Consider the following 15,508-nt stretch of genomic DNA (forward strand, 5'->3'; position numbering starts at 1 on the left):
TTCTACTGATAGACGCGACCACGAACGCGGACGCGCATTGTGAGGGCGCTGAACGCGCCGTCAGTCGTCTCTGATGTCTCAACCGTGGCTGACTCTGGGCGCACGTCCAGAAGGCCCGTAACGGCCCGTACGTCAAGCCCGGTCACTGCCCCGCTGATAACATCCCGCAGCGCGTACACGGCCCGTTCAGCGTCCACCGGATTGCCGGGGGAGATCACAACCGCGTTGACGTCCACGTACCCGGTGACGTTGGTTGGCTTCGCTCCGGCGCGCATACCGACAGGGGCAAGGTCGTCATCAACCGTCGCCCCTAGCCAAATCTGCTGACGCCTGTCTGCCTTACCGGTCTCAGCAAACGTGCACTGCACGCCGGCAGGCGCGGCAGCCTTGAGCGCCGTAAAGAGCGCCACCTTGGTTTCAAAGATGAGTGCCACGCTGACCCCCTACATAAAAATGAACGGAAGTCGTGCGCGAAACAGATTCAGCTTTGCGTTCACCTCAGGAAGCGACGTCGGACGGAAAGACCCACCAGCCTGAGCAAGCTGAATGCTGCCAAACTCCGATTGCAGTTGAAGCGCGCGATCAGGAATGCGAGACACCGAATCGAGAACGTACTGACGCGCAAGCGTGCGCACGCACCACCGAATGATTTCCGGAGTGGGATTCTCTACCGTGTCCCAAGTCTGACCGCAGTAAACCTCAACAGTCTCAACCGCAAAGTCGATTGCCTCAGACAGCAGCACATCGGGGAACACTGAATCGTCCATGCCATCCAGCGCGCGTAGCTCCTCAATCGTTGCGTACGCCATAAACCCTCCCAGGGGCGGGCCCAGCCGACTCACCGTGAGTCGACTGAGCCCTAGCTAGCGGACGGATCAGGTGCCGACAGTGATAGTCAGAACCTTCGCCGCGCGCTCATCAACAAGGAGACCGTCCGCGCGCTGAATGAAGCGATAGACAACCTGATCGTTCATGAACTTGTAGTCAACGCTGCGCTCAACACGGAGCGGGCCCGCCAGACGGACGCGGTACTTCGACAGGTCACCAAACAGCACCTTGTTCGTAGGCACGCCATCGTCAGTAAGAACCGGCTTGCCGTTGAAGGTGTCAGGCGCTCCACCAATGAGGCCGGAAGCCCAAAGATACTGACCGGTGGAGTCCTTAAGCTTGCGCATCCGGGCAGCCACACTGTCAGCCACAACATACGCAGCGTCTCGACGGTAGGAAGCCGGAAGCTCATGATAGAAATCAATGAGCTTGTCAGCGACAATGCCATCCGCCGAAGTAGTGGTAAAAGTGGCCGTAGCCGCTCCGGCAGAAGTGAAGATGCCCTTAGGCTGACCCGTACCGGTACCGGTAAGGAAATGCCGGCCCATTCCGTCACCAATGGCCGGACCCGCGTCCCCAACAAGGAACGCCACAAGATCAAGCGCCTTATCCTGAATGAACTCAGACGAGAGAGTCGACGCGTACGCGTACTTGTAGGCGCCCACGGAAACCTGAGTCGTGGCCGGCTCAGACTCGGGAATCGCGCCACTCTCGCCAACAATGGAAGCCGACGCGCGACCGGTAACAACGGTAAAGTCGATCGGCTCACCGCTGGACGTAGTCATAATCGTTGCGCCGTTGCGCATGATGGTAGACCGCTCTACCGCCTGCTCAAGGAGCTGCCCGAACAGAGTTCGATCCAGAACGTTCGGGTTGTTGGACTTCTGAATGGTTCGCTTCTCCGGCGCGAAAGACAGAGAGTCGTTCACGTTCATGGAACGGAGCTGATCATCAAGCGACGGGCCGGCATCCCGCTCCTTCACGCCGCTGCCACCCTTAATGGAGTTCATCAGCGAAGCGACATTGTCATTCGCGGCAAGGGCATCAACACCGCGCCGAATGCGACCGTCATAGTCGGCAATCGCGGTGAGAAGATTGGTCTCCTTCTCGCGCGCCTCAGCGCCCATTTCCTTGCCGGCAAACTCGTCAGTCAGTGCGCGCAGTTCGTGAGTCGCGCGCTCCCGCGCCTCAAAGTTGGCGCTCAGGGTCTTAGCGTCCATTTAGACACCATCCTTGCTGAGCGCACGAAACAGCGCACGCTCGTTGAAGTGGGATACCGGCGCCACATCGGCAGCCGGCTCAGCGGTAAGGCATTCCGGCAGAGACCGAAGCGAAGCCTGAGTTGTGGGGTAGGCGGGGTTCACTACCGGGCCTACTTCGATCACGTCCATGGCCGTGATCTCTCGCACCGGAAGGCCGGTCTCTGGGTCGTCGTCATCAGCGCGACGCTGCCCACCATCAAGCACCCGGAACGTGAAAGAGGAGCCAGCAAGGTCACCGCGCTTGAGAAGCGCAGCAACGTCACGGCCGGTCGTCGTATCGGGCAGATCGATTTCGTACCAACCGCCCTCACGGTCTTCGCCAACCCGCAGCGTGCCCGAAGATGTGCGCCCCAGAAGTGAGCGCGTATCGTGATTGAACGTCGCGTAAACGTCGTTCTGACGCAGCGACGGGCCACCGGCACCGGCCACAACGCGTTCCCGGAATCCGCCTAGGTCGTGGCTCAACTCGTTGAAGCGATAGGCGTATCCGCGCATAGAAATGCGCCCATCATCGGATGAGCGCTCTTCAAGCGGACTGGCAGCGAAGCGAAGTTCACGCGTCTCCGTCATCCGTTCCCCCCTCAGTCTCCGGCTCTTCGTCCGGCTCTTCGTCCGGCACCTCTTCGGCCGGTGGCTCAATGGCTAGGGGCTCAGGTTCCGGCGCTGCCTCTTCGTCAACCGGGGCAAGGTTGAGCGGAACGCGGTAGCTCTCGCCCAAACCATCAGGCAGCGGCGGCAAGTCTTCGGCAGCGCGCACTTCGTCAATGGAATAGATGCCGTTCTGCAAGCCGAGTGACCACAACTCCATTCGTTCCTTCGGAGCACCGCGCTTGATTTCGTCAAGGTTGAACTTCACGAACTTTTTGCGGTCGGCAGTCTCAGCGAAAAGCAGACGATTGAATCCGGACTCAATGCGCTCAAGCCATGGCCGAAGAGAGAACATGCTGAACGCGATGTTCTGTTCAGCGAGACCGGAACCCCAAGACGTCGAATTCGTCGCGTCCGAAATAAGGTGCGGAGGCACGCCAAAGATGCGCGCAATTTCCGGAACCTGAAACTGACGAGTCTGCAAGAACTGCGCTTCGTCCGGAGACATGGCAACCTTGCTGAACTTTGCGCCTTCGGTCAGAAGCGCCACACGATGTGAGTTGTCCACACCAGCGTTCGCAATCCGCCATGCGTCACGTGCGCGAGTGAGCCCGTCCTCAGACATCGTGCCCGGAACTTCAACAATCGCTCCCGGCATGGCGCCGTTGGCAAAGAACTTGCTGCCGTACTTCTGAGCAGCAAGCGCAAGCCCAATGGACTCACGCGCGTAGCTGATAGGTGAGCAGCCGGCAAAGTCTCCGGGCAGCATCATCCCGGGAATGTGAAGCACATCCCGTGGCGTGAACCAGCCAAGCAGCACGTCATTGCCGTCATCGTCTACGTCGAACGCTTCGAAGACTTTCCGGCGCTGCCCATCAACCATGACCATGTGCGGCAGGATCTTGGACGGGTCAAGCACGTCAAGGCCAACGATGTTCGGCCCAGACCAGCGGACGGCAAGGTACGCGTTGCCCTCAAGGAGAAGGCTGAGAACCGTCTGGGACAGGATGTCAATGCGCCCCATACCGCCCGGTTCCGCGTTCGGGTAGGCAAGCCAATCCGGCGAGTCAACCTGCCGGCGTGCACCGCCCCTGTTGCTGTAGACGGCAATCGGCAGCGTGGCAATCGTCTCGGAGAGAAGCCGAACACATCCGAAGACCGCGCTTACCTGTAGCGCCTCACTCGGCGTAACCCGCTCACCCGATGCGGCAGACGTTCCGTAGATTGTCCGGTCGTACGGTTCCCACGCGCGTGCCTCAACGACAGGGGACGTGCCCCGCCGAAGTAGATCAGACCAAAAGCCCACAGCGCCCCCTTCGTGAATCGCGTCAGGCGACTCACGGTGAGCCGGCTGGATTACAAGTCCGCGAACATCCCCGCTTCTCCGCCGATGACGTGCGTACCGTTGTCGTCATCCCACGTGGCAAGAATCGCTGTGCCGACGTATTCGCCGTTGTCTTCGCGCCACATCACGGCACCGTGAACGGCCAGAATCATGGCAATGGCAAGGTCGATTTTCCGGCGGGATGCGGCGTACTCCTTCGTGACGCGCGCACCGTTCTTGTCTTCGCGCAACACCGCGTTACCGATGTGGCGGGCAAGGGCTGGATTGCCGTCATGGGTCAGCCGGCCGTCACGGCATGCGTCGTACACGGATTGCGTCGCGGGAATCATGCGCTTGAGTGAGTTGGTCGGGAATGACTCAACCGGGAAGCCTTCCGCTTCAAGATTGTCGAGTGTCTCTTCCCACCGGTACGGGTCGGCAACAAGATTCATGACCCGGTACGTCGACAGTGCTTCGTTCAGCGCTGCCCGAACATCCGCCATGGGTACGCGCCAATGCACGTCATCTGCGGGTGCTTCCCAATGGCCAATCACGAAAACCCGTAGGTCTTCGATCCGGCAAGCAACAAGGGCGGTGCTGTCACCCTTCCATGAGCCGTCAAAGCCCAGTACAACGCCTTGCCCCGGCTCAAGGGTGTCTTCCCTTGCAAGGGAGTCCCAAAGGCCGTGAGGCAGCCACGTAGAGCTTCCGCGCACGAACTGCGACAAGCGGTAGATCCGGAAGCTTGCCTCAGTGCTTCGCTGACTCGCGGCTTTGAAGTCGTCTTCGTTCAGAATCTCGAAGGAAGGGTTGCAGTCCTTCCAAACTTGGGGGTCAAGGTGGTCAACCGTGTCACCAATGCGCGGACCCCAAGACCGGTAGAACAAGGTGGGATCGTTCAGCTCACCAGAGTTCACACGCTCGCCGGTTTCGCACAGCGCAGCGAACGGGCCGTCAGGATCAGGGCCGGCCGTCGACACAACCCACGTCATGGGCTGATTACGTGCGGCGGAACCCAGGGTCAGCGCGTCGAAGAGATCAGCGTTCTTACTGAACGCGTACTCATCGAGCGAAACGGCGGAGGGGTTGAGCCCCTGCTGTCTGCCCGCATCGGCGGATACAACGCGGTAGGTCGAATCCTTGTAGCGGATCACGTCGCGCTGCACTTCGCACACTGCGCTGAGCTTCGGGGAAGCGTTAACCATCTGCTTGGCAGCGTCGAAAACCATTCGTGCCTGATTACGGTCATTCGCCGCAGCGATAACCTGCCGCTGTGCATCCGCGCGGTCGGCAATCAAGTGATAGAGCATGATGGCGGCAGCAATTGTGCTCTTCCCGTTCTTGCGGGCAATGCACACAACGGCCATACGATGCTTGCGCTTCCACTGCCCGAACGCATCCTGTTCCAGCCGGTACGCGTCGACCAAAAGTTCACGCTGCCATGTGAGGAGCTTGAACCGTTGACCGGCGAACGACCCGGTCAGGTAGCAAAAATTCTCAATCCAGTTGGCCACGCGGTAACCCTCGGAGGGGAACGCGGCGTCGGTAGGAATGTGGCGACTGATGAGCGGATCAAGCTTGCCCATGCTCACCCCCGGGTGTACGTTGTTGCCACATCGACCCCACGGAGGGACGCAGCGTGAAGATTCGACTCACGTACACAGTCGACGTAGACCCAGAAGCTTGGGCATGTGCATACGGTGTCGAGAAAGAGGAAGTGCGCGAGGATGTGCGCGCCTACATGCGCAACCTGATCCAACAGAGCGCGGCAGCGGAAGAGACAGACCTAACCGTCACAAACTGAGTGCAGCCCCCGTCATCATGGCGGGGGCTTTCTCATGCCCAGACGACTCACGGTGAGTCGGCTAGAAGTCTTCGGGGCCGGCAGCAACCTTGCGTGCCTCAGCAGCAACGAGACCCAAACGCATGCGCGCCTCAGGCGTAAACCCGATGACGGTTTCGATCGCCCGAAGTTCCTTCTCTGTCGACTCCACGTAGCGCATGGCAGGATGTACGACAGGCTGACCGGTGCTGCCAATGGTCATCAAACCCTCAGCGTCCACAGCGGCAAGGAGCGTTGCGCGACGGTCGTACAACTCCGCGTACCGAAGAATCAGATTGCGGTCGGTGTCGGGGGAGTAGGCGCCACTGCCGGCTTGCCAGACTGCCCGCCAAATGTCACGACCGGTACTGCCCAGAGAAGCGGGGGCGCGCGGTGCACGTCCCTCGTACACGATTGGTGCCTCAGCCTCAGCGGCCCAGTTGGCATTGCCGGTACGCAACTCGGGGTTCTTAGCGTGTGCCATGGCACCCCCTAACGGAGCGTTCATCCCCCTTAGCGGGTGCCTACGTGCGCGGGACAAAGCGGGGCATTCGGACCGTTACCCCAGGTGAGCACCGGTGACGCTAGGCTAAAAATAGCCTTACACCTAGCGCGCGTTTTCCGAGCTGGGGCCGGGATCGCTGAGAGGAAATTCTCTGAACTTTCGGCCCGCATTCCCCTATCAGAAAGGGCGCTTTCCGAAATCCATTGCCGTCTTCGCCTTATGGCAAGGCTTACAAAGAACCTGAACGTTTCCGTCCACGTCCTCACCACCACGCGCCAACGGAATGATGTGGTCAATATCTACAGCGCTAGGAAGGAACGTATGCAGGCAGCTCGCACACGTACCAGCCACAGCCTTACGCACAGCCTTACGCATTCGCGCTGCCGCATTGTTACCACGTGCTATTGCCTCACGCCTCTTGCTGTGCGACTGGATGGAACGTCGCGCCTCATAATCGGCGTGATGGGTGGCACACCTACCGGAGTGGGTAGCCCATGCTCGGCATTCGAGACACCGGGTGCGCATACCCACCCCCTTTCCTCAGGAGACCCCCCTACCCGGGAGACCCCCCTACCCTTAACCGACTCACGGTGAGTCGGTTGTATGTGGCGACGCTGAGGGATTCGAACCCTCTCTCCGTCCGTGTTCGGGGCGATGACTAGTCGCGCCCCCAACGGGATTCGAACCCGTGGCTTTCCGCTCGACAGGCGGACGCTCTAACCGCTGAGCTATGGAGGCAAAGCCCTAGTGCTCAACCCGACTCAGCCGGGGCTCTTCTAGGGTGCGAGGCAGAAGCGGTTCTGACCGCCAATCGTTGCGAGTGGGTGCGCGGTACCTCTTCGCCTCACCATTACTAGAGCGGAGGGGATTCCCTAGAGCGGAGGGGCTTCTCATGCCGGCTGAGCGGCTGTCAGCGGGTCGGATGCAGAAATGCAGCTTTGTACGCTGATCCTGTTTTCCTTTAGAGATTCCTATAGCAATACAGAAGTACCTTACAAAGCTGCATTTCTGCACACCCTCAGGGTTGGCGGAGGGGATTCCCACGGCCCTAGGTAACGACTAGGTAACTAGTTAGCCTAACTAAGTGATCTGGGTCACAGAAAAAGGGCCAACCCGTGTGGGTCGACCCCTTCGCTGTGCCGGCTCACGCTGCCGCTGTGGTCTCCTCTTCGTCCTCAATCTCTTCCGGTTCTGCCCACGTGATCTTGACTCGTCCCGCTGTGTTGGGCACGCGACCGGGCCGGTTCTCTCCTGGTGTCAGCTTGCGTACCTCAATGCGGTCAATGAAGAGCTTGACGAATGTCCGCTTGTCGGCAAGGTCTGCCTTAGCCCACCAGGAGTCAGGACCCAACGGATCGCCGTCAGGGGATGCGAGCCACGTACCTAGGGGCAGTACGGGGTTTTGCGCTGCCTCAAGGTCCCTCAGGCGCTCTTCGGCTCCTTGCATGCGGAACGTGAGAATGCCCTGTTCCTTGAGGAAGGCTTTCCGGCCGATGGGTCCCGCGTAGGCACCTGCCGCGCGGTCCTCGTACAGCTCTTCTAGGGCCCTTGCAGCGTCGGCACGCTCCACTACCAGTGCGGACCGTTCGCCGGCCGTCTCGGGGGCTTCTGTGAGCTTCCCGAAGCGCATTGTGGCTTCGTGCAGGATGCGCAGTGTGTCTTCGTCGTCTTCCGCTGTCTGGACGAGTGCGAAGATGCGGCCGGCAACGTAGTTATCGATCAGGTGGTACGAGATTGCGCAGCTGCCGCCGCTGGTGTGTACACCCTTCTTGCACTTGCATTGGTACGTGGACAGCTTTGCGTCTTTGCCGGTTCGGGTGTGTGCGGTCATCACAGCCCCAGAACCGGGCTTCTCGGGGTCGCCGGCGCAGTAGAGGACGTCCATTGCGGTCAGGAGCGATTGACCCCGTGAGAGGCCCTTTCCGCGCCCCCGTCCGTCCAGCCACGTTTGCAGCTCATGCCATTCGGCCGGCGGGATGAGTGCCCCGCATTCGAGAAGGAGCGGTTTCATGGTTACGGGGTCCCGCTCGATGCGGTATCCGTCGAATCCTCCGCGCTTGCCGTCCGGCTTTGTCTTGTACGTGGTAACGGCCCGGTAGCCGGCGATTCGCGGGTCGCGGAGGATGCGCTTTACGACAGAAGCGTCCCAGTCGCTGTCTGCGCTCTTTTTGCCGATTTCGGCGCCCCTTGTGGGAATGCCTTCGTTGTAGAGGCGTACCACTAGGCCGCTGATTGAACCAGGGTGGAATGATCCGGCTCCGCCTCCGAGAAAGGGAACGTCCATGTGGGCTTTGATTTCGCGCCAAAGCCATTGCACGACTTCCGGTTCGGCCATGGGTGCCGATTCGAGCTTTTTGGTGCGGTGAACGAGCACCCGAATTTGGACGAGCTTGCCCCGGTCGGCAGGATTGGGCACCATGCGGAATTCGGTGTCAAACCCGTAGGGTACGCGTCCGGTGTGTCCACCCAATGAGCGTGCCAGTGCGGCAGCGTCCCGAACGGCAATCGACTTGTTGCGCGACTCGTTGTGTGCAGCCTCAAGCCTCATGATCAAGTGAATGAGGTCCATGACGTTGCCCTTTGTGAACGTGCCTTCGTTCACGCTGACAATGGTTACTCCCAAAGCCAGCAGGTTGGACAATTCGGGGATTGCCTCAAGGGGGTCTTGTCGCGTGAGGCGCGAAATGTAGTTCACGATGATCATGTTGATTTTGCCATGCTGGCAGTCCTCAACAAGCTTGCGCCATACGGGCCGGTCGACTCCCGAGAAGGCTGAGGTACCGGGGGCTTCCGAGTAGTGGTTGATCCACACGACGTCTTCGCCGGCACGAATGCGCCGGTCGGCTTCACCCTTGTTCGCTGCACGCTGTGTGGCCGGTGAGGCTACGCTTCCCGAAGCGCGTTCAGCCGACTGACGGTCGTAGCCCGCCGCGTGAGTGGTCATACCGGTTACCGCCCCTGGTTTCATGTTGGGAGACTAGTACACCCAACTGGTTAAAGGGAAGGTCTTCCCGGCCGACGAGATGGTGACCGTGCGCTCGCGCATGCCCGGCAGGCCGGCCAGCGGGGTGTGGGCGCCGTCGAAGACCAGGTGCTCGTACACCTCGTCCGTGACCACGAGGAGGTCGCGCTCCACGGCGAGGGCGGCGATCGCGGCCAGCTCCTCGCCGGTCAGGACGGTGCCCGTCGGGTTGTGCGGGGTGTTCAGCAGCAGCAGGCGGGTGCGCGGGGTGACGGCGGCGCGCAGCTCGTCGAGGTCGAGGGCGAAGGCCCCGGCGTGCGGGCGCAGGGTGACGGGGACGCGTACCGCGCCGGCCATCGCGATGCAGGCCGCGTACGAGTCGTAGTACGGCTCCAGGGCGATGACCTCGTCACCCGGCTCCAGAAGGGCGAGGAGGGCGGCGGCGATGGCCTCCGTGGCGCCCGCCGTGACCAGCACCTCGGTGTCGGGGTCATAGGACAGGCCGTAGAAGCGCTGCTGGTGGGCGGCGATCGCGGTGCGCAGCTCCGGGATGCCGGGGCCGGGCGGGTACTGGTTGCCGAGTCCCGTGAGGACCGCCCGGGAGGCCGCCTCGGCGATCGCCGCCGGGCCGTCGGTGTCGGGGAAGCCCTGGCCCAGGTTGATCGAACCGGTGCGGGCGGCCAGGGCCGACATCTCCGCGAAGATCGTCGTACCGAAGGCCGCCAGGCGGCGGTTGAGGAAGGGGCGGTCGCTGCGGTCGCTGCTCACGGATGCGCTCATGGGCGTCATCCTGCGGGCAACCTCTGGACTTGCTCAAGTGTGCTTTGGGCCGGGTGGCCTGCGGGCATCCCCACTGCACGCGGGACGCGGGGATCCCGCTCCCCCGGGAAGACCGGGGCGTCAGAGAGAGGAGGCGGGCATCGTGTTCTTCGTCGTGATGGGGTTCATCTTCCTCGTCTTCGTGGCCATCGTGGTCCTGGGGATCCGCCAGTTCATCAGCGGCTACTCGTCCGGTGACGGGAGCAGCAGCGGCAGCAGCAGCTGGTGGGCGGGAGGCGGCGACTCCGGCTCCTCCTGCGGGGGCTCTTCCTCGTGCGGCGGTGGCGGGGGGTGCGGTGGCGGTTCCAGCTGACACGGGGCAGCGGGCACCGCGTGGAAGAGGGCGTCCGGCGGGTCGATTCCCGCCGGGCGCACTCCCGTTTTCCGATGCATCGTTGAACACGTGAACTGTGGAGCCCCCGGGGGGATGTAAACCCCGTCAAGTTGGGTAAAAACGCTGTGAGTGCCGTGCCTTTCATGATTCCCTCGGTTGAGTAGACCAGTCCTCGGACCTTCTTGGACTTCCTGTGGACCCGTGCCGGTGTCCCCCCACCCGTTGACTACCGCTGGCGGGCCCCGGCCCATCTCCCTCGCGCGTTTGCGGAGCCGACTCATGCTCACGACCCTCCAGACCTCCTACACCGACACGCGTGCCGCCGATCTCGCCTGGGCCCTGGGTCGGGAGCGGCTGCCCGCCCTGGCCGTACTGAACCTCGAACTGGCGAACGCCAGGGTGGAGTTGCGCCTCCTCGGGGCCTCCCATCAGGTGCTCCTGGAGGAGGGTGACGTGCTCTGCTCGGAGACGGTCGCCTGCATGCCCGGCAGCAGCACGCCGCTGCCGCTCGGGGTGGCCAAGCGGGTGGGCGACTGGGAGTACGAGTTCGCCGCGCGGGTCGAGACCCTCTCCCGCGGGTCCTTCGCGGGGCGGGCGCAGGAACTGCTCGCCCTGGTGGCGGACCACCCGAACGGGCTCGCGGGGACCTTCCCGGGCAGCCCGCACGCCTTCACCGCCATGCTCGCGCAACGCCACGAGGGCCAGGTGCGGTGGCGGACCTGGCACGCGTACCCGCAGGAGGGTCAACTGGTGGCCACCCGGACGCGGGTCGGGGTGCGGATGGGCGCGACGGCGGTCGTGTCGGTGGAATCGCCCGCGCTGCTGTAAGCGCTCGCCGTGCCGCCGTGGTGCCGTGCCGCCGTGGTGCCGTGGCGCCGCGGTGTCGTGGCGCCGGCGTGTCGGAGCGCGGGGAGCGTCGTGGCGCGGGCTCGACTGTTAGGGCGCGGGGGTTGCGGTGCGGTTACGCCAACTGGCTGGATCAGTACGCCACTTGCACCCATGTGGGTGACCGGGTGCGAGTGGGCGGTGACGTACGGTTCGCTTCATGATCGACCGTTCCGTCCCGCGCCGGGTACTCCCGGCTCCGGAGCCGAGGGGCGCGACGGCCGTCCCGGCCGCCCTGCCCGTACGGCCCCGGACCGGCCGACTCCTCGTCCTGGCCACCGTGTTCGTCTGTGCCGCCTGCGGCCTCGTATACGAACTGGAGCTGCTCGCCCTCGGCTCCTACCTCATCGGCGACTCCGTCACCCAGGCGTCGGTCGTGCTGTCCGTCATGGTCTTCGCCATGGGCGTCGGCTCCCTGCTCGCCAAACGGCTCCGGCGCAGGCCCGCCTTCGGCTTCGGCGCCATCGAAGCGGCGCTCGCGCTCCTCGGCGGGCTCTCGGCGATGGCCCTGTACGCCAGTTTCGCGTGGCTGGGGGAGTCCCGGCCGGCGCTCGTCGCCTTCTCCTTCGCCATCGGGGTGCTCATCGGCGCGGAGATCCCGCTGCTGATGGTCCTCATCCAGCGCATCCGCAGACAGGACGCGGGCGGGGCCGTGGCCGACCTGTTCGCCGCCGACTACGTCGGCGCCCTCGTCGGCGGCCTCGCCTTCCCCTTCCTGCTGCTCCCGCTGCTCGGGCAGCTCACCGGCGCCATGCTCACAGGCACCGTCAACGCGGCCGTCGGCGGCGCCCTGGTGCTGTGGCTGTTCCGCCGCGACCTGAGCCGGCGCTGCCGCTGGCTGCTGATCGCCGCGAACGTGGCCGTCCTCGCGGTGCTCGCCTCCGCGACCGTCCTCGCCGACGACTTCGAGCGGCTCGCCCGGCGCGCCGTGTACGGGGTGGAGGTACGGGTCGCCGTGCAGACCGGGGTGCAGGAGCTCGTGCTCACCGGCCCCCCGAACGGCTCACCGCGCTCCCTCGACCTCTACCTCGACGGGCGGCTGCGGGTCAGCGGCTACGACGAATACCGCTACCACGAGGCCCTCGTGCACCCCGCGATGACCGGCCCCCACGGCCGCGTCCTGGTCCTCGGCGGCGGCGACGGGCTCGCCGCCCGCGAGGTGCTGCGCTACCCGGACGTCGACTCCGTCACCGTCGTCGAACTCGACCCGGGCGTGGTCCACCTCGCCCGCACCGACCCCATGCTGTCCGCGCTCAACGCGGGGGTCTACCGGGACCCGCGCCTCGGCGTCGTCACCCAGGACGCCTTCCGCTGGCTGCGCGGGCCGGCCGCCACCGACCGCTTCGACGTCATCGTCTCCGACCTCCCCGACCCGGGCATCACCCCCAGCACGAAGCTGTACTCGCAGGAGTTCTACGGGCTGGCCGCGCGCGCCCTGCGCCCCGGCGGGCGGATCGCCGTACACGCCGGACCGATGGCCACGCGCCCGCACGCGTACTGGACCGTCGAGTCCACGCTGCGCGCGGCCGGGTTGCGGACCGCCCCCTACAGCGCCGGCGGCCGCCTCTCGGGCTTCGCCGCGGGCCCCGACCGCACCCCGCACGGCGTGACCGGCACACCGCCGCAGGACTGGGGATTCGTCCTCGCCGCCCGCGAGCAGGTGCCCGCCCTGCGCGTGGACCGTGACACGCCGGGGCTGCGGTCGCTGTCGACCGGGTCCCTGCGGGACTCCTCGCGCGACGCGGAACGGGCCAGGATGCGGGGGCTCCCGCCGTCGACCCTGCCGCATCCGCGGTATTCGTGACCGGGAGCGGGCGCGGGTCCGGCCAGGTTGATCAGGCCGGGCTGATCGACCTGACAGGACCTACTCGGTAGGCTCGACCGCATGGAGCATCAGGTGTTCGTTCCGGTACCTGCAAACGATCTCCGCGCCGTGCTGCGCGACCCGGCCCGGGTGGCCCGGTGCGTGCCGGGGCTCCAGCAGGACGCCGACACCGAGTCCGGGCCGCTCGCCGGCCGCCTCAAGATCCGGGTCGACGGGCACACCGTGACCTACCGGGGGGCACTGGCCCTCACCGAGCGGGACCCCGACCACTTCGCCGTCGACGGCGAGGGCATCGAGGTCCGGGGCAGCGGGACGGTCAAGTTCTCCCTCGACGTCCGGCTTACCCCGGAAGAGGACGGAACCCGGCTGGACTTCACCGCCGATGCCACGGCCGACGGCCGCGCCGCCGCCTTCACCACGCAGTCCGCCACCACCGCCGTCGGCCGCCTCCTGGACCGAGCCGCGGCCCAACTGGCCGTGGCGACCGCGGACCCCGAGTCGGGGCCGGCGCTCGGCGGCGCCGGCGCGGACGTGGACGTGGACGTGGACGACGCGATCCTCGCCGACCCCGTGGCCGAGGCGGAGGAGGCCGAAGCGGCGGCCCGCACCGAGGACGACGTCACCGAGGTGACCCCCTCGCTCTTCGAGGCCGAGGTGCCGCCGCCCTCCCTCGACCCCTTCCTCACCGGGGAGTTCACCGGGGAGTTCGACGAGATCGACGGCGCCCCGCGCCCCCCGGCCGAGGCCGCCCACGCGCGCCGCACCATGATCGGCCGCAGCGCCGAAGAGGTGGACCACGCGCCCCCGCGCGGCCGGTACGCCCCCGTCCCCGCACCGGCCACCACCACCGCCGGGGACAGCCTCCGCTGGATCGCCCCGGCCGCCGCCCTCGCCCTGGCCTCGGCCATCGTCCTCGGAAGGGCGCTGCGCCGCCGCCGCTAGCCAACTCGCCCAGCAACTAATCTCGGTCGCATGACTACGCAACTGAAGGCCGGCGCCGCCGAGGTGACCGTCGACCAGGAGAACGGCTGCCGGATCAGCAGCCTGCGCATCGACGGGACCGAGCTGCTGCGCCAGGGGCCGAGGTTCGGGGCCTTCCCGATGGTCCCGTGGTGCGGCCGGATCGAGAACGGCCGGTTCCGCGACGGCGCGACCCTCCACCAGATGCCGGTCAACCACCCCCCGCACGCCCTCCACGGCTTCGGCCGTGACGCGCCCTGGCGCCCGGCCCGGGCCACCGCCACCGAGGCGGCGTTCACCTACGACCTCGCCGACCCCTGGCCCTACCCGGGCAAGGTGACCCAGATCTTCGAGCTCGCCGAGGACTCGCTGACCCTCACCATGGGCGTGGAGACCTACGGGAACTCCTTCCCGGCCCAGGCCGGCTGGCACCCCTGGTTCCGGCGCGAGCTCACACCCGGCGGCGGGGACGTGGAGATCGACTTCGACGCCGCCTGGCAGGAGGAGCGGGGCGCCGACCACCTCCCCAACGGCCACCGCATCGAGCCCCAGCCGGGCCCCTGGGACGACTGCTTCGGCATGCCCCACGGGGTCGACGTCACCCTCACCTGGCCCGGGGCGCTGGAGCTGAGGCTCACCAGCCGGGCCGAATGGGTGGTCGTCTACGACGAGGATCCCGAGGCCGTCTGCGTGGAGCCGCAGTCCGGTCCGCCGAACGGGCTGAACACCCTGCCGCGCCTGGTCACGCCGGTGGACCCGCTGGAGATCTCCACGACGTGGACCTGGCGGCGGCTCTCGTAGCCCGCGCTCGCAATTAAGCTCGGAGCCATGACTGACGTACGCGATGCGCTTCTGCAGCAGATCAAGGACAAGGCCGTCGTGCACGGCAAGGTGATCCTCTCCTCCGGCCGCGAGGCCGACTACTACATCGACCTCCGCCGGGTCACCCTCGACGGCGAGGCGGCCCCCATGGTCGGTCAGGTCATGCTCGACCTGACCGCCGAGCTCGACTTCGACTGCGTCGGCGGTCTGACCCTGGGCGCCGACCCGGTCGCGACGTCGATGCTGCACGCCTCCGCCGCGCGCGGTCAGCGGCTCGACGCCTTCGTCGTCCGCAAGGCGCAGAAGGCCCACGGCATGCAGCGCCGCATCGAGGGCACCGACGTCAAGGGCAAGCGCTGCCTGGTCGTCGAGGACACCTCCACCACGGGCGGCTCCCCGCTGACCGCCGTCGAGGCGGTCCGCGAGGCCGGCGGCGAGGTCGTCGCGGTCGCCACGATCGTCGACCGCGGCGCGGCCGACGCCATCGCCGAAGCGGGCCTGCAGTACCTCACCGGCTACCGCCTCGAGGACCTCGGCCTCTCCTAGGCCCTGTCAGCGGCCGGAGCCGGGCC

General features: G+C 65.4%; 15 protein-coding genes, 1 tRNA gene and 1 pseudogene. 6 read left to right on the forward strand and 11 right to left on the reverse strand.

Features of this window, described 5'->3' with window-relative positions; all coding sequences use genetic code 11:
* Positions 1-2: 2 nt before the first annotated feature.
* From ACFV9H_RS09130 to ACFV9H_RS09180, 11 genes and pseudogenes are all read right to left on the reverse strand, one after another.
* Positions 3-434 (reverse strand): hypothetical protein, encoded by a 432-nt coding sequence (locus tag ACFV9H_RS09130; protein ID WP_385395460.1) that lies wholly within the window; start codon positions 432-434, stop codon positions 3-5.
* A gap of 9 nt (positions 435-443) precedes the next feature.
* Positions 444-809: a hypothetical protein gene (locus ACFV9H_RS09135; RefSeq protein ID WP_385395463.1), complete on the reverse strand. Its 366-nt coding sequence runs from the start codon at positions 807-809 to the stop codon at positions 444-446.
* 66 nt (positions 810-875) lie between these two features.
* Complete coding sequence (locus ACFV9H_RS09140; RefSeq protein ID WP_385395465.1) at positions 876-2,048, reverse strand: phage major capsid protein; 1,173 nt, start codon at positions 2,046-2,048, stop codon at positions 876-878.
* Positions 2,049-2,660: an HK97 family phage prohead protease gene (locus ACFV9H_RS09145; RefSeq protein ID WP_385395467.1), complete on the reverse strand. Its 612-nt coding sequence runs from the start codon at positions 2,658-2,660 to the stop codon at positions 2,049-2,051.
* Positions 2,644-3,984, reverse strand: a complete 1,341-nt coding sequence (locus ACFV9H_RS09150) for a phage portal protein (protein WP_385395469.1) — start codon at positions 3,982-3,984, stop codon at positions 2,644-2,646. Before ACFV9H_RS09150 ends, ACFV9H_RS09145 begins: the two co-directional genes overlap by 17 nt.
* A 50-nt stretch (positions 3,985-4,034) precedes the next feature.
* Positions 4,035-5,588 (reverse strand): terminase large subunit domain-containing protein, encoded by a 1,554-nt coding sequence (locus tag ACFV9H_RS09155; RefSeq protein WP_385395473.1) that lies wholly within the window; start codon positions 5,586-5,588, stop codon positions 4,035-4,037.
* A gap of 279 nt (positions 5,589-5,867) precedes the next feature.
* Positions 5,868-6,236, reverse strand: coding sequence for a phage terminase small subunit P27 family (locus ACFV9H_RS09160; protein WP_385395634.1), 369 nt, complete (start codon positions 6,234-6,236; stop codon positions 5,868-5,870).
* A gap of 270 nt (positions 6,237-6,506) precedes the next feature.
* Positions 6,507-6,854: an HNH endonuclease gene (locus tag ACFV9H_RS09165; protein ID WP_385395636.1), complete on the reverse strand. Its 348-nt coding sequence runs from the start codon at positions 6,852-6,854 to the stop codon at positions 6,507-6,509.
* 140 nt (positions 6,855-6,994) lie between these two features.
* Positions 6,995-7,067, reverse strand: a tRNA-Asp gene (locus tag ACFV9H_RS09170).
* A gap of 406 nt (positions 7,068-7,473) precedes the next feature.
* Positions 7,474-9,273, reverse strand: coding sequence for a recombinase family protein (locus ACFV9H_RS09175; RefSeq protein WP_385395476.1), 1,800 nt, complete (start codon positions 9,271-9,273; stop codon positions 7,474-7,476).
* 42 nt (positions 9,274-9,315) lie between these two features.
* A pseudogene (locus ACFV9H_RS09180) lies at positions 9,316-10,080 on the reverse strand (aminotransferase class I/II-fold pyridoxal phosphate-dependent enzyme); the annotation flags it as partial.
* A gap of 133 nt (positions 10,081-10,213) precedes the next feature.
* Between ACFV9H_RS09180 and ACFV9H_RS09185 the strand changes: the two are divergent.
* The 6 genes from ACFV9H_RS09185 to pyrE all read left to right on the forward strand — a co-directional run bounded on the left by ACFV9H_RS09185 (position 10,214) and on the right by pyrE (position 15,482).
* Complete coding sequence (locus ACFV9H_RS09185) at positions 10,214-10,423, forward strand: hypothetical protein (protein ID WP_385395479.1); 210 nt, start codon at positions 10,214-10,216, stop codon at positions 10,421-10,423.
* A 300-nt stretch (positions 10,424-10,723) separates the two neighbouring features.
* Positions 10,724-11,272, forward strand: coding sequence for a DUF2617 family protein (locus tag ACFV9H_RS09190; RefSeq protein ID WP_385395482.1), 549 nt, complete (start codon positions 10,724-10,726; stop codon positions 11,270-11,272).
* A 217-nt stretch (positions 11,273-11,489) separates the two neighbouring features.
* On the forward strand, positions 11,490-13,133 hold the full coding sequence (locus ACFV9H_RS09195) for a polyamine aminopropyltransferase (protein ID WP_385395484.1): 1,644 nt from the start codon (positions 11,490-11,492) through the stop codon (positions 13,131-13,133).
* An 81-nt stretch (positions 13,134-13,214) separates the two neighbouring features.
* Positions 13,215-14,096: an SRPBCC domain-containing protein gene (locus ACFV9H_RS09200; protein WP_385395487.1), complete on the forward strand. Its 882-nt coding sequence runs from the start codon at positions 13,215-13,217 to the stop codon at positions 14,094-14,096.
* A 30-nt stretch (positions 14,097-14,126) separates the two neighbouring features.
* The gene (locus ACFV9H_RS09205; RefSeq protein ID WP_385395490.1) at positions 14,127-14,915 is read left to right on the forward strand and encodes an aldose 1-epimerase; all 789 of its coding nucleotides are present in this window, start codon (positions 14,127-14,129) and stop codon (positions 14,913-14,915) included.
* Between the two features lie 27 nt (positions 14,916-14,942).
* The gene (pyrE, locus tag ACFV9H_RS09210; protein WP_385395493.1) at positions 14,943-15,482 is read left to right on the forward strand and encodes an orotate phosphoribosyltransferase; all 540 of its coding nucleotides are present in this window, start codon (positions 14,943-14,945) and stop codon (positions 15,480-15,482) included.
* Positions 15,483-15,508: the final 26 nt, after the last annotated feature.

This window comes from Streptomyces sp. NPDC059874, from assembly GCF_042731135.1.
Lineage (GTDB): Bacteria > Actinomycetota > Actinomycetes > Streptomycetales > Streptomycetaceae > Streptomyces.